At 59.9% G+C, this 20246-nt stretch carries 20 protein-coding genes and 1 tRNA gene; 20 read left to right on the top strand and 1 reads right to left on the bottom strand.

Going from position 1 to position 20246, the window contains the following annotated elements:
• The first annotated feature begins 54 nt into the window (after positions 1 to 54).
• From Q0331_RS09455 to Q0331_RS09365, 19 genes are all read left to right on the top strand, one after another.
• On the top strand, positions 55 to 990 hold the full coding sequence (locus tag Q0331_RS09455; protein WP_051876253.1) for a phage major capsid protein: 936 nt from the start codon (positions 55 to 57) through the stop codon (positions 988 to 990).
• Positions 991 to 1024: 34 nt separating this feature from the next.
• On the top strand, positions 1025 to 1468 hold the full coding sequence (locus Q0331_RS09450; protein WP_239317977.1) for a hypothetical protein: 444 nt from the start codon (positions 1025 to 1027) through the stop codon (positions 1466 to 1468).
• Between the two features lie 29 nt (positions 1469 to 1497).
• Positions 1498 to 1821 carry a hypothetical protein gene (locus Q0331_RS09445; protein ID WP_298076101.1) on the top strand — a complete coding sequence of 108 codons (324 nt, stop codon included), beginning with the start codon at positions 1498 to 1500 and terminating at the stop codon, positions 1819 to 1821.
• A complete protein-coding gene (locus tag Q0331_RS09440; RefSeq protein ID WP_298076100.1) occupies positions 1805 to 2062 on the top strand; it encodes a hypothetical protein in 258 nt (85 codons plus the stop codon). Before Q0331_RS09445 ends, Q0331_RS09440 begins: the two co-directional genes overlap by 17 nt.
• The gene (locus Q0331_RS09435; RefSeq protein WP_298076099.1) at positions 2059 to 2442 is read left to right on the top strand and encodes a hypothetical protein; all 384 of its coding nucleotides are present in this window, start codon (positions 2059 to 2061) and stop codon (positions 2440 to 2442) included. The genes Q0331_RS09440 and Q0331_RS09435 overlap by 4 nt, the downstream gene beginning before the upstream one ends.
• Positions 2443 to 2457: 15 nt before the next feature.
• Positions 2458 to 3081, top strand: coding sequence for a hypothetical protein (locus Q0331_RS09430; RefSeq protein WP_298076098.1), 624 nt, complete (start codon positions 2458 to 2460; stop codon positions 3079 to 3081).
• 136 nt (positions 3082 to 3217) lie between these two features.
• Complete coding sequence (locus tag Q0331_RS09425; protein ID WP_034985963.1) at positions 3218 to 3484, top strand: hypothetical protein; 267 nt, start codon at positions 3218 to 3220, stop codon at positions 3482 to 3484.
• Positions 3439 to 3876: a DUF5361 domain-containing protein gene (locus Q0331_RS09420; RefSeq protein WP_298076097.1), complete on the top strand. Its 438-nt coding sequence runs from the start codon at positions 3439 to 3441 to the stop codon at positions 3874 to 3876. Before Q0331_RS09425 ends, Q0331_RS09420 begins: the two co-directional genes overlap by 46 nt.
• Before the next feature lie 15 nt (positions 3877 to 3891).
• Positions 3892 to 8400, top strand: a complete 4509-nt coding sequence (locus tag Q0331_RS09415) for a tape measure protein (protein WP_298076096.1) — start codon at positions 3892 to 3894, stop codon at positions 8398 to 8400.
• On the top strand, positions 8401 to 9531 hold the full coding sequence (locus tag Q0331_RS09410) for a hypothetical protein (protein ID WP_298076095.1): 1131 nt from the start codon (positions 8401 to 8403) through the stop codon (positions 9529 to 9531).
• Between the two features lie 14 nt (positions 9532 to 9545).
• Positions 9546 to 11207: a phage tail protein gene (locus Q0331_RS09405; protein ID WP_298076094.1), complete on the top strand. Its 1662-nt coding sequence runs from the start codon at positions 9546 to 9548 to the stop codon at positions 11205 to 11207.
• A 2-nt stretch (positions 11208 to 11209) separates the two neighbouring features.
• Complete coding sequence (locus Q0331_RS09400; protein ID WP_298076092.1) at positions 11210 to 11557, top strand: DUF2744 domain-containing protein; 348 nt, start codon at positions 11210 to 11212, stop codon at positions 11555 to 11557.
• Entirely contained in the window at positions 11557 to 12396 is an 840-nt protein-coding gene (locus Q0331_RS09395; protein WP_298076091.1) for a hypothetical protein, read from the top strand. Before Q0331_RS09400 ends, Q0331_RS09395 begins: the two co-directional genes overlap by 1 nt.
• A gap of 17 nt (positions 12397 to 12413) precedes the next feature.
• On the top strand, positions 12414 to 14396 hold the full coding sequence (locus Q0331_RS09390; RefSeq protein ID WP_298076090.1) for a hypothetical protein: 1983 nt from the start codon (positions 12414 to 12416) through the stop codon (positions 14394 to 14396).
• A 3-nt stretch (positions 14397 to 14399) separates the two neighbouring features.
• A complete protein-coding gene (locus tag Q0331_RS09385; protein ID WP_298076089.1) occupies positions 14400 to 15434 on the top strand; it encodes a hypothetical protein in 1035 nt (344 codons plus the stop codon).
• Between the two features lie 9 nt (positions 15435 to 15443).
• A complete protein-coding gene (locus Q0331_RS09380; RefSeq protein WP_298076088.1) occupies positions 15444 to 16037 on the top strand; it encodes a carbohydrate-binding protein in 594 nt (197 codons plus the stop codon).
• A gap of 89 nt (positions 16038 to 16126) precedes the next feature.
• Entirely contained in the window at positions 16127 to 16840 is a 714-nt protein-coding gene (locus Q0331_RS09375) for an N-acetylmuramoyl-L-alanine amidase (RefSeq protein ID WP_298076087.1), read from the top strand.
• 1 nt (position 16841) lies between these two features.
• Positions 16842 to 17201 (top strand): hypothetical protein, encoded by a 360-nt coding sequence (locus Q0331_RS09370; RefSeq protein ID WP_298076086.1) that lies wholly within the window; start codon positions 16842 to 16844, stop codon positions 17199 to 17201.
• A 428-nt stretch (positions 17202 to 17629) separates the two neighbouring features.
• Entirely contained in the window at positions 17630 to 17992 is a 363-nt protein-coding gene (locus Q0331_RS09365; protein ID WP_298076085.1) for a hypothetical protein, read from the top strand.
• Positions 17993 to 18273: 281 nt separating this feature from the next.
• On the opposite strand, the gene Q0331_RS09360 is transcribed toward Q0331_RS09365, so the two are convergent.
• A tRNA-Gln gene (locus Q0331_RS09360) sits at positions 18274 to 18345 on the bottom strand.
• A gap of 90 nt (positions 18346 to 18435) precedes the next feature.
• On the opposite strand from Q0331_RS09360, the gene Q0331_RS09355 reads away from it, so the two are divergent.
• Positions 18436 to 20246: CarD family transcriptional regulator (locus tag Q0331_RS09355; protein WP_298076083.1), on the top strand; the 1811-nt coding region annotated here is incomplete at its 3' end.

Raw genomic sequence — 20246 nt, 5'->3', positions numbered from 1 at the left:
TCGCTAATAAAACCAAGCCACAAACACACGATTCCTTGAAGGAGGAACACACTAATGGCTACGCAAAAGCTCAACTCTCTGATTGGCGGCAAGGGCGGGCAGGATACCCTGCCACGGAACCTGTCCCAGGAAATTTGGAAGGACGCACTGGAAGAGGCGGTCGTTCCGCGCCTGTCTAAGGCGCACCCGGTGATTCTGGGCGAGAACACTATTCCGACGCTGACTAAGCGTCCGGCTGCCGCGATCATCGGCGAGGGCGAGAACAAGAAGCAGTCCGATATGCAGATTGGTGCTAAGAGCTTCCGACCGATCAAGGCTGTGGTCGGCATGGAGTTCACCATGGAGGCTATCGAGACTAACCCAGTGAACGTGCTCGAGCAGATTGGTGCGGAGGCAGCCGGTGCCCTGGCTCGCCAGATCGACCTGGCTGTCCTGCATGGCCGCCAGGCTATCGACGGTGGTCAGTTGTCCGGTCAGGAATACGTCACCAAAACCGCACATGAGATCGAGCTGCCTGAACCGGAAGCGGTCGATGAGGCGATGTGGGAGGGCTACGGCCTGGTCAACGAGGCTGACGGCAACTTCGACGGCTTTGCTGCCGACCCGCGCTTTGCCGCCTACATCGCTAACGCGCGCGACAAGGAAGGCCGCCGCCTCTACCCGGAGATCAACATGGGCGGCCAGGGCATCTCTACCTTCGCTGGCCTGCCGGTGGCGGTCGCTAAGACTGTGTCTGGCCGTGTTGATGCTTCTGCGGATACGAACATTCTGGCTATTGGTGGCGATTGGCAGCAGGTCCGTTTCGGTCGCGCACTGGATATTCCGCTGCGTCGTATCGAGTACGGCGACCCGCTGGGCAACGGCGACCTGCAGCGCCGCAACTCCGTGGCGTTCATCGCGGAGATCATGTTCGGTTGGACGATTATGAAGGATGACGCTTTCGTCAAGTTCGTGAAGCCGGGCGATACCGTTCCGGGTTCCGGCGCGTAAGACGATAGCGTCACTATGACGGAAGGGGGAGCCTATGGCAATCGAAATTACCCCTGACGAGTTGCGCGCCTACGGCCTCGACATCACGGACGAGACGGCGGAGCTGTTTATCCGCGATGCCGTGGCTATGGCGGTCACTATTGCGCCGGGGCTGAAGAATGCTGACCAGGATACGCAGGACGCAGCGGCTGGTGTGATCCGCGGCGCGATTGTGCGCTGGGGAGAAGCAGGCGCTGGCGGCGTGGCCTCACAGTCAAAGACGATGGGGCCATTCAGTACTCAAGAGTCCTACCGTCAGCGCTCGTCCATGTTTTTCCCGTCCGAGGAGGCGCTACTGAAGCGGCTCGCAGACTCCGCCTCACGGCGCGTCTACTCGGTAGACATGCTCCCTGACGAGGCACGCGAGCTGTATCGGGATTGGCCGTCGACCTGGCCGGAGAAGTACTTGCTCGGGCCGTATTCGACGGGGTGGGCGTGATGGATTTTCCAGTGAAGCACACTCTGCAATTGCGGCGCGGTATGGAGGCGGTCAACGAGGATGGCGACCCTGTCTACATGCTCGGCGAGCCTGAACCTATTGCGGTCGCCGCATGGTGGCTCACGGGTGGCGAGGAGCCAGGTACTGATGGGCACATGTACCGGGTTGACTACGACGCTGCGGCGTTTATTCCCGTTGGTGCGAATACTCAGCCTGAAGATGAGATTTATCTTCCTGGTGTTGGCTGGTTTCGTGTCGATGGGCCAGTAGCCAACTGGGATCATGGTCCATGGGGGAGCGTTGGCCTGGACAAGGTGACGCTATCGAGGGGGTCTCATGAAGACGTGGCATAACTGGCACGCCTACGCGGTGTTGCGTAAGTCGCCGGGTGTGGCGCGTCTTGTTGACGAGAAGGCGCGGGCGGTGCAGCAGTCTGCGCAGGCTAACGGCAGGGGCACTTACGTAATGGAGTCCGGCTCGCCGGGTACGGCTGATCGTTGGCGTGCGTTCGTTGCCACAGGCGATGGTGACGCGCGTCGAGATCAGGCGACCAACGACACGCTCTTGAAGGCGTTAGGGGCTGGTAGGTCGTGATTCCTGACGCTGAAATGGTGGCTGTAACGCTGCTTAGGCAGCGTTTAGGCGTGCCGGTATACATCACCCCACCTAGGGACATTCCAAGCGCTTATGTGCGTATTACGCGCCTAGGTGGGGTGCGGAGAAATGAAGTAACCGACGCGGCTCTTATTGGGGTTAATTGCTACTCCAAGAGCCGTAGCACGGCGGCCAAGCTGGCCAACGAGGCTCGCGTGGTGCTTGATGGCAGCGCGGGCGAAAAAGTACTTGACGCGGGTATTCGGTTTTGGCGAGAAGTTGCTGGACCAGTGAACTACCCGCAGCCAGACGTGGACAGGGTTCGCTACCAATTCACAGGCGAGCTTCGGCTGGCAACAAACAACATCACTGATTCCTAAAGGAGGAATATTCACATGGCACTGGGTAACACTCAAGATGTTCTGGTTGGCATTCCCGATAGCTCTGGCGGGCTGTGGGTTGGCGACCTCATTACCGATACTGCGTCTCTGCCTGACGCTAGTACCGACCTCGAAGCTGCTGGTTTCGTCCCGGCTGGCTTCATCGGCGAGGACGGTGTAACGGAGGCTAACGAGCGCGATACCGACAAGATCAAGGCGTGGGGCGGCGATACCGTCCGCGTGATCCAGAACGACCACACCGTTACCTACAGCTTCACGTTCCTTGAGCTGGGCAACGCGGAGGTTCTGAAGCTGATCTACGGCGACGAGAACGTCGAGGTTTCGGGTGATCAGATTCTGGTGAAGAAGAACTCTGACATCCTGCCTCACAAGACCTGGGTTATTGAGGTCTTCGACCGTGGCGCAGATCGTAAGATTCGCCTGGTTGTTCCGGACGGACAGATCACTGAGACTGGCGACCGCAACTTCACTCACTCTGACGTGATCTCTATGGAGGTCACGATCGAGGCGTTCGTGGACGCCGACGGCAACAAGGGCTACGAGTACCAGGTGAAGCCTGACGCTAAGCCCGGCAACTCCACCCCTAGCCCCGAGGATCCGGGCAACTCCGAGGGCTAAATGGCTAGATCGGCGCGTGGGGGTGCCGCGCCTAACAAGTAGCCCCCTTGGGGGCGGGGACTCCGTGTGCCGTCCTCGCCCCCTCTTTTTCATCTTTCAATTTTCTAGGCACACCGTTTTCTATTGGAGGCACACGATGGCAACGAAGAAGAATCCAAACAAATTCAACTACGACTTCAACGGCAAGAACATCGAGCTGCCACGGTTCGACAAGCTGCCGTTCGGCACGATGCGCCGCATGCGTAAGGCTGACGAGTCCGAGCAGGCGTTCCTACTGTTTGAATCCACGGCTGACGAGAAGACCCTAGAGATCATCGACACTATGGGCATTGATGAGATCGGGGAGCTGTTGGAGGCGTGGCAGAAGGCCTCCGAGGTGACCACGGGGGAATCCGAGGACTAGTAGACGTCCTCGATGATCCAGGCAAGAAGGAGTGCATCGAGGCCGACCTGATCCGCGTAGGTATGCGGTTGCGGTGGTTCCTCGATCCTGACGCCTTGGATTACTCGTGGCGCGATCTACTAGTTTTCGTCAAGCATTCCCCTAAGGGGTCGGCGTTTCACGCCTTAGAGACCGGCGAAGAGGCGCTATGGGGCGTGCAAGAGCACCTAACGGCGAACCTCGTCGACCTAACGAACATTCTCGTGTGGTTCAAGACTAAGGACGGCTCCAAGGGGCGCAATCGCCCTAAGCCGATCCCCCGCCCAGGCATGCAGGAGCCGGGCAAGAAGAAGCATGGCGGGGCGAAGATTCCCGCGAAGAGGCTCGCGGAGTTGCTGGGCATGAAGTTCTAGATTAGGGAGCATCAGGTGGCTGGTATTGAGCTAGCGCAGGCGTGGGTTACGATCTCGCCCCGCACTAAGGGAATGCAAAAGGAGATCGACAAGCAGCTTAAGGGCATTGCCTCTAAGGGTGAAAAGACCGGCTCCGCGCTCGGCGAGAAGATCACCAGCGGCCTGAAGAAGACCGCCAAGGTTGGCGCGCTCGCCGCTGGTGGTGCCGCCGCTGCCGCTTTTGGCACTGCTCTGAAGAAGGGCTTTGATCGCCTTGACGCTATCGAGCAGGCGAAGGTGAAGTTCGAGGCGCTGGGCTATACCGCTAAGCAGCAGTCTGCACTCATGGACGATGTGACGGCTGCGGTGAAGGGAACCGCGTTCTCCACGTCTGAAGCTGCCGACGCTGCCGCTATGGCTCTTGCAGGCGGTATTAAGCCCGGCAAGGAGCTGACCGGTGTCCTTAAGACCATTGGCGACTCCGCGTCGTTCGCTAACAAGTCCTTCGCTGATGTAGCCCCCATCTACACGAAGGCGATCAATAGTGGCCGCGTGATGGGCGATACGCTCATGCAGCTGGAAGAGAACGCTATTCCAGTTACACAGGCGCTCTCGCAGTCGATGGGTAAGTCGACTGAAGAAATTCGCAAAATGGCCTCCGAGGGCAAAATCTCGTTCGATGACCTGCAAAAGGCGATGGACGAGACTATCGGCGGCCAAGCGCTAAAGGCGGGCGATACATTCACTGGCTCGCTGGCGAACATTGGCGCTGCGTGGGCTCGTCTGGGTGAGACGATTCTTAGCGCCCCGTTTAACGCCGCCCCTGCAGTATTCAACAACATCTCCGACCGTATCGACGTGGCGAACGACAAGCTGAAGGGCTTCCTTGAGCTGTTTTCGACCGGCGAGTACACCAAGGAGATTGGTGTCAATCTTGCGGGCGGTGATGAGGCTAACGCACTATCGGAAAACAGTGCGCTAGTGACAAACATTCTCAACTACCGTGACAAGAGTATCGAAGCTATCGACGCGGTTAAGAGTAGGTGGGATCAGTTTCAGCGCGGCTTCAATGGCCAGGCGACCGAGGGCATGTTTGGCCGGTTAGGTCAGCACTTCGGAACGCTGGCTGATGCTGCGTTGCGCATGGCCACCCCGCTGGCACGTGTCGCTGCGTCGCTAGGTGAGGCTGGCATGACTGCCTCCATGGTGTCGCTGCTGGGGGTGCTCGAGGCGGTCACACCTCTGATTGACCGTATCCTCGTGCCTGCGCTTGAGAAGCTAGCGGACATCATGGTCAATAACCAGGGCGCAGTGAATGCGTTCGTCACAGCCTTTGTCGGCTTCCATACGCTCAAGACCGCCAATAAAGGTCTGACGGCGTTTGGCGATAAGGCTAAAGGCGCTTATGACGCGGCAAAAAAGGGCACTAGTTTCGTGAAGAACTTCGGCGGGGCGCTGAAGGACTCGTGGAAGTACGCCGGACAGGCTGCACCTAACGTAGGTACCTTCGGTAAAGCGTCGCTGCTCGTGAAGGAGAACGCGAAGGCTGCAGGTTCCGCGCTAGTGAAGATGAATGGCCCTATCGGAATGGCCGCGCGCGGCTTTAAGGGGCTTGGTCTAGCCATCAAGGCTAACCCGATCGGCGCGATTGTCACCGGTGTAGTGGCGGCTATTGCTGCGTTGACGTGGTTCTTCACGAAGACGGAGACCGGCAAGAAAATCTGGGCTAAGTTCATGGAGTTCCTACGCCCGGTTATTGACTGGATGGCGCAGAAGTTCTCGGAGCTGGGCGGCATTGTGTCGAATATGTGGGAGTCCTACATTAAGCCCGCACTTAGCGCGTTCGCCACTATGGCTAAGTGGGTGGCAGCTATCGTGCTGACCATTCTGATCACGCCTATCATGCTGGCGTGGAAGGCCATGTCTGCGGTTTTCCAGTGGGCGTGGAATGCGCTCATTAAGCCCGCGTGGGACGCAATGAAGGTCGCGGCGCAGTTCCTGTGGAATAGTGTGCTGAAACCAGTTTTCGATTTTATTAAGGGTGCGTGGAACCTGCTGGCCTTGAGTATGAAGGCGCACTGGGAGGGCATTATTCGCCCTGCGTGGGACGCTCTGAAGATCGCCGCGCAGTTCATGTGGACATACGTCCTGCAGCCCATCTTTAACCACATTAAGAACGGTTGGAACATCATGGCAACCGGGATTAAGTGGATTTGGGAAAACGTCATTCGCGTAGCGTGGGACGCGCTCAAGACCGCGCTACAGACGCTCTACAACAATGTCATTAAGCCCACTTTCCAGTGGATCGGCGACCGTTGGCGCGATATGTCGGGAGTCCTAAGTAGGGTCGCCAACTGGATTAATGACCATGTGTTCGGCAAGATCAGGACTGGTCTTGATTGGGTTAAGAGAGGGTTTAGTACCGCTGTCGACGCGATCAAGAACACCTGGGATCGCATCGGCAATATCGCCCGCAAGCCCGTCGCGTTCATTGTGGACACCGTTTTCAATAACGGTATTCGCAAGGCATGGAACGCGGTCGCGGGATTCGTCGGCCTCGACGATAAGAAGCTCAAGCCTCTTGGCCCCGTAGCGCAATACGCTAAGGGCGGTGTCCTGCCTGGCTACACCCCTGGCCGTGACGTGCACGCCTTCTACTCGCCCACGGGCGGTCAGCTCGCCCTGTCTGGTGGCGAGGCGATCATGCGCCCCGAATGGACTCGCGCCATAGGTGGCCCAGCAGCCGTCGAAGCGATGAATCGCACTGCGCGCAGCGGCGGGGTTAACGCCGTGAGGCGTCAGCTTGGCGAGGGTGCAGGTTTCCACACGGGCGGCGTTATCGCCTTCAAGAAGGGTGGCACGTGGGACGATAAGATTCGCCGTACCCAGGCGGAGGCGCGTAAGCACCATGGCAAGCCGTATCAGTGGGGCGGTGTGGGCAACCCGTCGTTCGACTGTTCTGGCCTGTGGTCTGCGATCACTAGCCACCTGAATGGTGGCCCGTTCGGCGGTCGCCTGTTCACTACCCACACCTTCATGGGTAGCACCCCTCCGGGCTGGTCGCCCGGCCTGTCTGGCCCCGTCACTGTTGGCGTGAACAGCGGTCACATGGCTGGCACCCTGGGCGGCATCAACATGGAGTCCGCGGGCGGCGGCAAGGGTGTGCAGATCGGCGGCTCTGCGCTCGGCTCTGATGACCGCAGCTTCACGAAGCAGTTCACGCTGCGAGATTTCGTTGGCGAGTTCATTTCCGGGGGCTTCGGTATCACTGGCGGCGGCAACCCGGTCGCGCAGCTTGCCAAGGCCGCGTGGGACAAGGTCATCGACGCTCTGCCGAAGTTCAAGGAAAAGGTTGGGCCATGGGCTCCCGTGCCGGGCAAGTTCCTGAAGAAAGCCGCCTCGACCATGTGGGACTGGATTAAGTCTAAGCTCCCGATTGGCGGTGGTGGGTCGAGTGACGTCGACCTGTCTGGCGTGAACGGCGACACTATGGCCAAGGTGCAGGAAGTGTTCAAGCGCCACGGCTGGACTGGCCAGCAGTGGGAGGACGCGAAGTGGATCATCGGGCGCGAGTCCGGCTGGAACACCACGGCGACCAACCCGTCCTCGGGAGCGTTCGGCCTGTTCCAGTTCAATCCGTCCTCAGGCACTCTGCAGCAGTACCTGCCTGACCGCAACCCAGATGCTGCTGTGCAGGCTAACGCGGGCGCGCGGTACATCAAGGATCGCTATGGTGACCCGTCGGCTGCTCGTCGTTTCTGGGAGGCGAACAACTGGTACGACAATGGCGGTTATCTACAGCCGGGCGTGACCCGTGTCCACAACGAGACGGGCAAGCCGGAGCCTGTGTTCACTAATGCCCAGTGGCAGACGCTCAAGAAGTCGATCCTGTCGAACGAACAGTGGGCGCAGGTCGCTAAGCCAATGGTCGGCGAGATCGAGAAGTTCGCCAACGGTATCCGCGTGAAGCAGGTCGATAAGCCGGTCGAGATCGACGACCCGAAGGCGAAGGGTTCCAAGGCCAACGAGGCTGGCGGCGAGGCAGAGTCCACGGAGGCTACCCCCGAGAAGGAGGAGGTCAAGCCTGACGAGGTGGGCGCGTCTATCGCGGCTGGGCTGATCGAGGGGCAGCTGGAAGATGTGCGCAACGTGTTCGGCCTGCCTGCGCTCAAGGAGGTTCCGGCGGTCAAGGCTGCCTTGGAGGCCAATAAGGCCGTTGTGGAAGATGGCGGCGAGTCTAACCCGGTTGCTGACCTGCTCGAGGCTGGCTGGTCTGGGGCGATCCTGGACACAATGAGGGGCGGGGACGTGGTTCCGCTCGCCCTGAAGTCCGCAGAGGAGATGGCACGCACGGCACCACAGCTGGCTAGCGCTGGTATGGCGTCTATCGCTAGGGCGACCTCTGGTGCGCCTGCTGCTGCCGCTAGCGCTGCAGCCAACCCTGGACAGTCCGTCAAGATCGTTGTGGATTCAACGCAGCGTGCGTTTAGTGAATATAGGAAGCTGCAGGCGAAACAGTCTGCAGGCGCGAAGGGGGTTAGGTAAATGGGTTTTGCCGATTCGGTCGATGTTTCACTCCATGGTGCCGACGGGTCGATCTGGAATATCAGTGGGCCACGCTCGGCGCATTCCCCTGTGGTGATGGTGGAGGGTAGTGTCGGCGACCTGTTCGACGCTCCCGCCACGACTCATTTCAAGCCACGGGCAGGTCAGGCGGGCACCACTTATCGGGGTTTCCGCATGGAGGAGCGCAACATCGTGCTGCGCGTACTGATCTTTGCGGATTCCTCGACAGAGTGGGCGCGTATTGACTCTGATTTCCGTCGCGCGCTGGACTACGACAAGCAGTCCGAGCTGGTGGTGCGCTCAACAATGAGTGGCGAGCGTCGCCTGAAGGTGCGTCTAGGCGAGGCTCCGTCGTATCAGTGGGATAAAGACCCGCACTATCACGCGGCTAGCCTGACCGAGTTTGTAGTTACAGCCGAAGACCCGTTCTGGTATTCGGCGCACGAGCGCGACGAGTACGTATTCGACGGCCTGAACTGGTACGGCAGCACCGTAACGGTTAGCAACCCTGGCGATGTGCCCACGTGGCCGAAGTGGGTACTAACTGCTCCGGCGAAGTTCATTCTGCCTGACGTGTCGTTCCGCGAGGATGACGAGAAGGATCGCACGATCGTTCTACCGTTCCAGCCGCTCGGGCGTGAGGTTGTGGTGGATACTGATCCGCTAGAGGAGCTGATCACCGCCAACGATGACACGCTTCTCTGGGCGGAGATGGGTGGGCAGTTCTTCCAGAATCCGATCCCGCCGCGCACGGCGCCCACGCAGATTCCGGTGGCGGTCGATCCGCTGCCTAACCTGCCGGTGGTGTTGCCGCCGGGTTGGCGTGAGTGGATTGCTAGCGAGATCGCTAGGTGGGCGAAGAGGCTCGGCAAAGAGCAGGTGTTTAGGCGCACGCCTGAAGACGTGGCGAAGGTGATCCATGAGGCGCTATACAACCCGAAACGCCCGCCATGGCTGCAGAAGATCGGTGACCCGATTCTGGATTTCCTGAACGTGGACTACATCGCCGGGCGGCTCATTAACGCCTGGGGGCAGACAAACAACATGGCCGGGGCAACTGCTCAGGTCAGGGTGGATCACAAGTGGTCTCGCCCGTGGGGTATGGAGTAGAGGAGGTGTAGGTGGTGGCTAACGCTGATCTGGACAGGCTGGACTCAATCTACGAGGCCGCCCTGTCTCGTCGCATGAGGCGGGCAGATATTCGCCGCAAGGAGCCGGAGGTCTACATCTACGATGGCGACTGGCAGCTCGTCGCTAGGTGCCTTGGCTTCTACGATGCTTCGTTCGAGTGGAAGCTCAATGCGGTGGGTGCTGGCCAGCTCGTCTTGCCGTATGAGCATCACCTAGCGAAGTGGGTTATCGAGCATTGGCGGCGTAAGAAGCAGAACGTCCATGTTCGAGTGGACAAGGACGGCGCGCGGTGGACCGGTCGCCTGTCTGATGCTGTGACGGAGCAGGACGAGAACGGGGTGCGTAGCGTTACCCTGAACTTCTTGCACGACATGGAGGAGCTGCGCCACATTCAGGTGTGGTCTAACCCGCTGACTCCATCGGCGGTGCAGTTTCCGAAGCAGTTCATCTTGGCTGGGCCGTCGGTCTACACCCTGAAGCTCTCGTTGTTCCTGAATCTGTTCCGACTGCAGGGGAATCTGTGGTCGCTACCTGATGACCCACTGTCGGCACGCTCGTGGCTGCAGGGGCTGAATTACAAAGAGTGGCCTATCGTGGTCAAGCCTTCGTCGCTATTGCTTGATGATTCCAAGTGGACTGTGCTGGTGAGCCGATTTAAGAACTGGTTGGATATGGCGGAAACCACATTGGGCGACGGGCAGCTGATGGTGGAGTGTCGCCGATGGTTTCCGGGCGACCCGCAGCCGTGGTTCGGCGCTGGGCTATATAGGCCGGGGCAGCTGGTTATCGACATTGTGGACAAGTCTGGCTGGTTTAGCGAAACGGCGATCGGCGGCACTATTGCGGGCGGGTTTATCCGTAGTGGCTTGGAGCTTGCAGACAACCTCGTCGATGAGGCGCGCGCCGCGCTCGAGTTCGTCTCGGAGCCGGAGCAGTACAAGGTTTCAGGCTTCCTCGGTGTGGCGCCACAAAAGCCGTGGATCGCCTACCGCACGAACGTCCGCGATGGGCAGAATACAGCAGAGTCCACCAGCTTCACCTGGCAGCCAGCCACGGTGGGGCAGGTGACGGTCGGCGGACACTCTATGCCCGGAGTAAACGAGGGGATTAGCGCGTCGATCAAGCTGGCTGGCGCTTTGGCTTCGCGGTACTTCTTTATCCCTGATTTCGGCGGTGCTGCTGACGCCCTACTCGCGCCACTGTATGAGGACGTGTTCTTAGCCTTCCAGACTGTCAAGAGTCCGCTACGCACGCGAAAACTTGGCTGGTCACACTATTACGAGAACTTCGGTTCGGGCGGAGATAGGGCCTACACGCTCTCAAGCCTGTTGGCGATTCGTGCGGAGTTTTGGCGCACTAGGCAGCGAGTCTCTCACTCTATGAGGATTGGTGATGCTTCTCCATACCTCATTGGCGAAAACGGCGAAGGGCATTTCTTTCTCGGTGATCGTGTCGGTGGCGAGGTGCCGGGCGCGCCTGATGGCTACACGGTAGTGGAGCAGGTGAAGGAGCTGAAGCTGTCGTGGGGCGCTGACGCCCCGCATGAGTGGGAGATTACTGTTGGCGACCCGAACGATGTTGAAGACCCGGTGGAGCACTCGCTTGAGCGTATCCGCGAGGTGACGGGCGCGATTCATGATCTAGGAGTGATTTAGCCATGGGGCTACCTACACAAGATAAGTGCGATATGGACAAGCCGGACGAACATTTCCTGTGGGCGCTGCTAAATATTGGAGACTCGATTGGCGCGCCGTTGTTGGTGCCTGAAGCGATCCTGCGGGAGTGGTCTAAGCACCTGTATCTAGCTGGCTTTAGGCACTGTAGTGACAAGCAGGAAATCTGGTACGAGGTGCCAGGTGACGGCGTGAGCGTGTTCGACGGTGCAGCCGGTGGCCGGTGGGTAGACCACCCGCCGGAGTCTGACGAGATGCAGCGGGTGGTGGACTCCATGTCTGATGAGGATAGGGAGGCGCTGCGTAGGGCGCTAGATAGGGGGGTGGGGTAGTGAGTGTTTACCCTGACGATTCAAAGCCGGTACCGAGCGGTGCGTATACCCCGTCGAGTGTGAAGGCGTTGCAGTCTGTGACCGAAGATTCCGCGCGGGCGGAGATCAGGTCGCAGGCGCTGCTGCCGTGGCGTGAGGGGCGCGAGAACTTCTTCACGAACATCATTGGCGGTATTGGAAAAGCTTTTCAAGAGGGGCTGCGCGGGATCGCGGGCAGCTTAAGCAGCATTTTCAACCCCGTCAAAGAGGCTGGCGTGGAGGTGCGGGACTACCAGACCACTTTGAATGACCGCGTAGAACTACTGGACGGCGTGCGCGGATACGCATCGGCCTACCAGACGCTTAACGTCTACACCAGCTCTGGCTACGTCTTTTCGGGCTACAAGTGGCGCTTCCTGCCGTTTGGCGGGCAGCTTGGCCCATCGAGGGGTGCGAAGGTAGACCCTGACGGCGGCATCATTTTGGAAGAAACCGGACTATGGACGGTGTACGCAACTGTCACAAAGGACGATAAGAGTGGAATTGACGCACTATCTAACGATCAGGTGGACGTTCATCTTTTCGTGAGTCGAGATAAGTGGACTAAAAACGAGTCGCCGCCAGCTAACTCCCTACTGCGCGAGCTGCGCGCCACAGACCTGACGATCATCGGCGGCAGGCAGACCGCGACTGTGGTGTTCTCTGTGGTAGTAGATCGCCCGAACGTTTTCGTGGGTGTGCGCGCCTCGGCTATCAGTGATACGCGCTTCCTAGGGGGCACCTTGTACTCGAACCTTTTTGCCATAAAGCACGATAACCGGGCGATTGAGCCCGGCCAGAAGATAGTCCCGAACGAATAGGAATCAGGTGGTTTGTGATGGCTACTATCAACGGAAGCCTAGCCTCGGTAAATTCGGTGCCCACCGAGGGTACAGTGCTGCTGCGCGCACTGAAGCTGCGCCCAGGTAGCACGTTCGCTGTAACGGGCGAGCCGAAGGTCGCGGAGATCAAGGGCGGGCGCTTCACGATCGAGAATGTGGAGCCTGGCCCAGTGCAGCTAACGATCCAGGGCAACGGTGTAACCCACGATGTGCGAGTCGATGTGCCAGATGAGGCCAAGGTAGATTTCCTCAAGCTGCTAGATAACGTCTATGAATGGGAGCCGGAGCAGGTTAGCGCGGTCAAGAGGGCGGCGCGAGAGGCGCGCAAGGCTGCAGACGAGGCTGGCCGCATCGCTTCCGCGTTTCGCGGTGCAGGGCAGCTCGAGGGGTGGGCGGAGTCTGCGTCCTCGTCCGCTGACGCCGCCGACAAGTCCGCCAGGGCTGCAGCTTCGTCCGCGAGTGCGGCCAAGTCTAGCGCGAGCGCGGCCAAGGCCGACGCCAGCAAGGCTGCCACGTCCGCGACGAGCGCAGGCAAGTCTGCTGACGCGGCTAGTGAGTCCGCTACGTCTGCTGACGGTTCCGCAAAGGCCGCCGATAAGTCGCGTTCCGACGCCTCTAGTTTCGCTAATTCCGCTAAAACGGCTAGTGAGTCCGCTAGTGCGGCCGCGCAGTCTGCAACTGATTCCGCGAGCGCGGCTAAAAGCTCTGCTGATGCGGCTAAGGCATCCGCTGGCGAGTCTGCCACGTCCGCGTCTGTGGCTCGTGAGCACCGTCTAGCGGCGCAGTCCGCGGCGGAGTCCGCCACGGGGTCGGCTGACGCAGCTAAGGGATCGGCCGACGCGGCGGGTAAGTCTGCTAGTGTCGCGGCATCTAGCGCTAGCGCGGCGAAGGCTGACGCGGGTAAGGCGGTGAGTAGCGCGAAGGCGGCGAGCGCGTCCGCCACGTCCGCTAAGGCCGACGCTGACCGGGCGGCGACTATCGCTTCCTCTACGTCCTGGGACGGCGACAAGCTGACGGTTAATGGCAAGACTAGTCCGTCGCTGACAGGTCCGCGTGGCTATAAGGGCGATCCTGGCGACGCATCTAAGGCTACGGATACGACGTTCGGGTCTATTAAGCTGGCGGGCGATTTGGGCGGCACGTCTGACGAGCCACGCGTGGTGTCCCCGCTGTCTGGGTCGATTATCCCGTTTGAGGGAGATAGGCAGGCGTGGGCGGTTGCGTCTGGGTTGGAGAAAACGGTGGACGGTAGTGTTCCGCCGGGCGCGTACTACACGATGACGAAGAACACTGTTTTTAGTGAGCGGGCGTTCCGCGTAACCCCAGGTGTACCCTACTACTTTGCGGTGTGGATTAAGTCCGATAAGCCGGGACAGAAAACCTATCTTGAAGTGCGGAAACACGGCGATCTGGGCGCGCAGACCTTGAGCGTGGAGTCCGGCACTATTGGCGCGAGCGATGCAAGCTATTTCATTGGCGATGCGGAGGTGCCGACGGAGTGGACGCTATGGGAGACGGTGATTAGGTTCAGACCGTCCGCGTCGAAGCTGGTTGTTGGCCGGTGGTATCCGAACCATTCGCGTGGTAAAGAGCGTAACGCGCAGCTGATGGTGGGGGACATTATGCTATCCCCGTTGTCGCCGGATTTGGAGGCGCGTAAGAGCGTCGCGGAGGTGCAGGGGCTGGCGGCTAATGCGGTGGGTACTGAGGCAAACAAGATCACCCGCAGGGGATCGGCAAACCAGTTGGTGAAGACGGGTACGGACGGGTCTATTTGGATTCAGTCCGTGGCTGTGACAGACCAGCATCACGCGGCTAATAAAGCCTATGTGGACGGCGCGGTTCGAGATAAAGCGGATAAAAGCTATGTGGATAGTGCGGTGCAGCCGTTGGCGAAGGGCGATTTTGAGCTACGGGTAGCATCGTCCGCCCCATCGTCCGGTACGGCGTCCAACGTAATCACTTTCGTGAAGGAGTAGGGCGTGCCTATCAATATTGGAACAAGCGGGGTTAAAGAGATTTACGTGGGCGGCGCGCCCATATCTGCCGTGTACGCGGGCACCTCGCTAGTGTGGCAGCGCCGTAAGAAAACCGACGTGCTGAAGGGATATTTCGACTATAAGGGTTTCACCACCTGGGAGGGCGCGACTAGCGTCACGGCACCGGAGCTAGGTGTTAGCTGGACGGTTGCGGCGATGGTTCCCGCAGGCAAAACAGTCGCCATCGGCGGGGTCACCCTAAGCAACACAAGCGGGACTGTGCGGGCGGCGATCAAGTCCAACCGCGCAACAATGACACTACAAAAGTCCGGCGTAACCTCACCCACGCCCGTAGTGATGGTATGCGCAAGCAAAGACTGGTACGGCTACCGTGCGCGCATGTGGGTAGACGGCGTGGACGTAACGACGGACACGAACGGCGGCGCGCTGAAGGGCAGTGAGTCCGCACAGGGCGGTTCCGTAAGCGCCGCGCCGGAATGGGCAGCCTTTAAGGTAGGCGAGGAGGCCGGGGATGTTCACGGTGGTGGGGACTTTGAGCCTATCAAGCAGGCGATCACCTACGGTGCGCTAGAGGCCGTATTCTATACGAATAATGCAAAGAACCTACCCGCAATGGACGGGTTTAGGTGGGTGACCGCACACCGAGCGCGCGGCGGCGGTGCGAATACCTTCCCAGATAGAGGTGGCGGTGCGGGCGAAACCGGGCTGATCGACCACGGATACAACACGCCGGTAACACTGTCCCTACGTAACGAGCATGTTGCAAACGGCAGGGAGTTCAGGTTCGGTACCCACGGAGCTATGCCCACATGGCGAGGCGAAAACTCCCCAGCGATTCGATTCCCATGGGGGTACGTGTGGGAGGAACAGCAGTCGCCGTCGAACCCTAATGAAGTGTCCTACCCGTTAAGCAGGCCGGGAACGGGAGGGTCTGCCTTGCGCGACAGTAAGGGGGACATCACATACCAGTCCGTGGATCCTGGTTATAACCACGTGTCCTGCTGGCTTTCAATTTAAGGAGGAAAAATGATTGACCTAACAACCTACACCGAAGACCAACTACTCGACCTACAGCAGGCACTAGCCGACGAACGTAAACGCCGCGCGGCGCTACCCGCGGTCGAGAAGGCGCAAACCGAAGTCGTCGAGCAACTACGCGAAGACGGCAAACTACCACCACTTGAGGTCCCAACCGACGCAGAAGCAAAGGCCAACCCAGACAGCATTCCAGCGTGGGATAACCCCGGAACAGACCACGCGAAAATGTACACCGCCGACATGATCGTCCGACACAACGGACGAGTCTGGCGAAGCGCCACCACTAACCTCAATTCCTGGGAACCAGGCGCGCCGGGAGTGTACGACTTCATCTGGGAAGACGTAACCGACCAGTACGCCACAGCTGACGCTGACAGTGAAGGCGCTGGGGAGTCGGCGGAAGCCAAGCCGGGCGAGGAGGCACCGGAGGCAAAGCCCCCGGAGTTCAAGCAGCCCACGGGCGCACATGACGCGTACAAGATTGGGGATCGCGTCACCTATCAGGGGGTTGTGTATGAGTCCACGATAGATAGCAACGTGTGGTCGCCAAGTGACTACCCGCAGGGCTGGAAAAAGGTCTAACAACCCCCGCTTTTCGGCGGGGGTTTAGTCATATCAGGAGACAAACTATGAAAAGCTGGCGCACCCTACAACCCGACAGGGTGAAGCTCATGAACAAGCACTTCACCAAGGGGCGCAATGGAAAGAAAATCGAACGAGTCGTCATCCACCACAACGCCGGGGTGTTAAGCGTCGACCAGATCTGGAACGTGTGGCAAACCAGGCCAGCCTCGGCGCACTACCAGGTGCAATCTGACGGAATAATCGGCCAACTCGTGTGGGATAGCAACACTGCCTGGCACGCAGCTAACCAGCACATCAACGAAACTTCAATCGGCATCGAGGTTAGCAATTCCGCAGGCGCTGGAGCTGACTGGCCGATTGCAGATACCGCAATCCGAGAAGCTGCTCGGCTAGCTGCCGCAGTCTGCCGCTACTACAAGCTCGGACGCCCCAACAGTGGAACCAACATTCGTTGGCATAAGGAGTTCACGAGCACGGGCTGCCCTTACCATCTCGCACCGGGCGGGAAGTATCACGCTCGGTTTATGGCGGAGGCGCAGCGGTTCTACGACGAGCTGGTCAAGGCCCCGAAGGTCGCTGCACCTAAACCTCCACCGAAGCCAGTTCCGAGGAAGGAAGCAATGGCAGATTTTGACAGGATCACACGCCGGTACACCTCCCGAGTCCCAGGGTCAAAAGTCACGATGCGACCAATTGATGCCCTACTTAATGCGGATGCACACGCGTTCATCACAAAGGAAGCAGTCGAGCGTATTGAGCAGAAGCTCGATGCGCTGATCAAACTAATGGAAAGGAAATAGCATGAATCAGAAACTCACGCCCATGGGCTGGGTTCGACTTATCGTGTACGTGATTTCCGCACTGGTTGGTGTGGCGGCTGTCGTAGCAACGACTCTGGGCTTCGGAGAGCTGGCTGCGTTGCTTGGCACACTCGCTGGTGCGGGAGCAGCTGTGACGGGCGGCACTGCAGTTGCGAACCTCCCCAAGGCTCCGGATCAACAGTCGGGGCTAGATGGGCTCAACCTCACTGAAGTGCTCAAGTCGCTCCCTGTGATCGCTGAGGCTGCTCGGACGTACCAGCAGCAGGTTGGCTACGTTCCGCGTCATGCTGCTGAGGATGAGGCTCTTGAGGGGACATATCCCGGTTTGGCAGAAGCATGATCCGGGAGAATGACAGGGATTGGTCGTGGTTTACTTCTGACGCCGCTGGATTAGTGATCTGCGGGATCGCGACGATGGCCAGGGGAGTGTCGTACCTGCCAGGGTTCGTGTCCTCGGATCGTCCTCCAGCGCACTACTTGGAGGGGATTCTGCAGCCCCATTTCTGGGCGGGGATCTGGATTCTGGTTGGGGTGCTTTGCCTGGTGGCTGTAGCAGTACCGCAGGTCGCTCCCATGGCAGTGGGACTGGTGGTTGGTCTGCATGCGTCGTGGGGTACTTCGTTCATGGCTGGCCAGCTTTTCGATGATCGACTTGGTCGTGCCTGGGTGAGCGCACTTTCGTATTACCTCATCTGCTTGTTGGTGGTCTGGGCGTTTGGTCGAGGGCGGGCGGTAGAGGTGCGACTGGCGAGAGGAGAGTGATTGCTTGTGAGCGCGCTCCTGACAGTGCTCGGTACAGTGATTGTCGCGCTAGTTGGTGCACTGTCTACTCTCCTTGGTCAGCGTATTTCTGCTCGGTCGCAGGAGAGATCGGCGGAGGTATCTACTCGTGCGGAGGAATGGTCGAGGCTGCTCGCGGAGACTAAGGCGTATGCGGATGAAAGGCTCGCGGGGCAACAGGAGCAGATTGAGGAGCTTCGGGCTGACATGACCCGTGTGAAGCAGCAGTTAAGTGATTTGAGGGCGCGGTATCGGGCTGCGCTTGAGACGATTCGCCGGTGGCTGCGTGATCATCCGAATCATCGGCTGGATGTGCCGGATGAGATAGCCGATGATCTGAAAACTTTGTGACAGCCTGAATTTGTTGCATGAGGGGAGGGTGCAGCCCCGCCAATATATAGCGCCCTTAGATCCCGTGCAGCGATCCCCCATAGACCCCCATCATGTGGTTTGAGCTTTGGCTCCCCGTGGTGGGGGTCTTTTTGTGTTTGTGTGGCACGTTTTCGCCACGACAATTCCACGACATAAGGGACTAAAACAGGCTTAAAGAGGCTTAACTAGCGGGGGTGGTAAAGAAACCGAAACCCCCGCCTGACCAGCATTTACGCTGATCGGAGGCGGGGGGTAAAAAGCTCTCCCACCAGGACTCGAACCTAGAATGACGGTACCAAAAACCGTAGTGTTGCCAATTACACCATGGGAGAAGCGCACATATTAATGTGCAGCGAACACTTTACAGCACGCCCAACCGGGCGCATAAACCGCAGTGTGGCGTGGAGGATAAACTGTTGGCCATGAGTCAGACCGCCACGCCCAAAGCCAACGCCAACCGCTCTCCGAATCCGGCGCCTAGCCTGGCAGGGCTGCTGAAAGCTGCTGCGCAGGACGGGAAACTGCGCGGGATGATGACGCACCTGGGGGAGCGTTCCCTGCACATGCAGGCCCCCGAGGGCGCGTGGCCTTTCGCGGTCGGCACGCTGGCGCAGCGCACCCCGCTGCTGGTGGTGACTGCCACGGGGCGCCAGGCCCAGGACCTCACCACGGTGTTGCGCTACATGCTGGGCGACAGGGTGGAGCTCTTCCCGTCGTGGGAGACCTTGCCGCACGAGAAGCTTTCCCCGGCCGTGGAGACAGTGTCCACCCGCATGCGCGTACTGCGTCGCCTACACGAGGGGGACGAGGATCTGCAGGTGGTGGTAGCTCCGACCCGTGCGGCGGTGCAACCCGTGCAGTCGAACCTGGGCGAAGTCACCCCGGTGCGGTTGAAGGTGGGCGAGGAGATCGACTTCGACTCCCTGACCCACCGCCTGCAAGAGCTCGGCTACACGCACGTGGACGTGGTGGGTAAACGCGGCCACTTCGCCATCCGCGGCGGCATCGTGGACATCTTCCCCGCGACCGAGGAAATGCCCGTCCGCGTGGACTTCTGGGGCGATGAGATCACGGAAGTGCGCGCCTTTAGTGTCGGCGACCAGCGGACCATCCCCGGGGTGGAGCCGGATCAGGTGATGGTTTATGCGTGCCGGGAATTGGTCGTCACGGATGAGGTGGCGTCCAAAGCAAAGAACCTTGCCCAAGAGCATGCCGGCAACGCGGAATTGGCCGAGATCCTCGACAAGATCAGCCAGAAAATCCAGGTGCAGGGGATGGAATCGCTGATCCCGGCGCTGCACACGGGCGAGCTGGTGGCACTGCCGGAGCTCATGCCGGAAGGTACGCACACGCTGGTGATGGCACCCGCGGCCGTCGAACGCCGCGCCCACGACCTGCGCGAAACCGGCCAGCAGTTCCTCGAGGCAGGCTGGGATGTTGCGGCGATGGGCGGTTCAGCGCCGATGGAGGGCGTGGCTTACCTTTCGATCGACGCGGTGCAGAAGGTTCAGCAGAAGCTGGGGCGGCCCTGGTGGACGTTGTCTACGCTCGGGATGGCGGATTTTGACGCCGACACTTCCGATGTTCTGGAGCTCAACTACGACTCGGCGCCCCGACCGCACGGCGAGATGGAGGCCATCGGTGCGCTGATGAGCGACATCCGCAAGCGCGTGGAATCCGGCGGAAGGGTGGCCTTCGCAGCCCCGACGCCAGCCGTGGCGGCTCGCATGCTGCGGCGCTTCCAAGAAGCCGGCATCGCGGCCGAGGCGATCGGTGTGGACCTCAGCGGCAGTCGTGGCCTGGGACGGATCAGGAAGTCCAAGCACACCACCGCCGACGAGCCCGCACCGCACCAGGTGAGCATCTACCATGCGGTGGCCTACGAGGGGCTGGTGTTCCCCTTCGCCGGGGACGACAAGCGCCCCAGCCTGCTGTTCTTCACGGAAACGGACCTGACCGGCAACCGTGTGGACGCCAAGGCCACGGGCAAGCGCAAACCCGCGAAAAAGCGCAACCGCGTGGACCCGCTGGCGCTGGAGCCGGGCGATCTGGTGGTGCACGATTCCCACGGCATCGGCAAGTTCGTGAAGATGACGGAACGCACCGTGGGCAAGGGGCCGGATGCCTCCCGCCGCGAATACCTGGTGCTGGAGTACGCGCCCAGCAAGCGGGGCGGGCCGGGCGACCAGCTCTACGTGCCGATGGATCAGCTGGATATGCTGTCGCGCTACGT

It is taken from the genome of uncultured Corynebacterium sp., from assembly GCF_937999985.1.
Lineage (GTDB): Bacteria > Actinomycetota > Actinomycetes > Mycobacteriales > Mycobacteriaceae > Corynebacterium.
Note: the sequence above shows the minus strand (reverse complement) of the source record. Positions and strands in the feature narration are given on the sequence as shown.

Coding starts and splice junctions, on each gene's coding strand:
- Q0331_RS09455 (WP_051876253.1), top strand. CDS start 55: ATGGCTACGCAAAAGCTCAACTCTCTGATTGGCGGCAAGGGCGGGCAG.
- Q0331_RS09450 (WP_239317977.1), top strand. CDS start 1,025: ATGGCAATCGAAATTACCCCTGACGAGTTGCGCGCCTACGGCCTCGAC.
- Q0331_RS09440 (WP_298076100.1), top strand. CDS start 1,805: ATGAAGACGTGGCATAACTGGCACGCCTACGCGGTGTTGCGTAAGTCG.
- Q0331_RS09430 (WP_298076098.1), top strand. CDS start 2,458: ATGGCACTGGGTAACACTCAAGATGTTCTGGTTGGCATTCCCGATAGC.
- Q0331_RS09425 (WP_034985963.1), top strand. CDS start 3,218: ATGGCAACGAAGAAGAATCCAAACAAATTCAACTACGACTTCAACGGC.
- Q0331_RS09410 (WP_298076095.1), top strand. CDS start 8,401: ATGGGTTTTGCCGATTCGGTCGATGTTTCACTCCATGGTGCCGACGGG.
- Q0331_RS09400 (WP_298076092.1), top strand. CDS start 11,210: ATGGGGCTACCTACACAAGATAAGTGCGATATGGACAAGCCGGACGAA.
- Q0331_RS09390 (WP_298076090.1), top strand. CDS start 12,414: ATGGCTACTATCAACGGAAGCCTAGCCTCGGTAAATTCGGTGCCCACC.
- Q0331_RS09380 (WP_298076088.1), top strand. CDS start 15,444: ATGATTGACCTAACAACCTACACCGAAGACCAACTACTCGACCTACAG.
- Q0331_RS09375 (WP_298076087.1), top strand. CDS start 16,127: ATGAACAAGCACTTCACCAAGGGGCGCAATGGAAAGAAAATCGAACGA.
- Q0331_RS09370 (WP_298076086.1), top strand. CDS start 16,842: ATGAATCAGAAACTCACGCCCATGGGCTGGGTTCGACTTATCGTGTAC.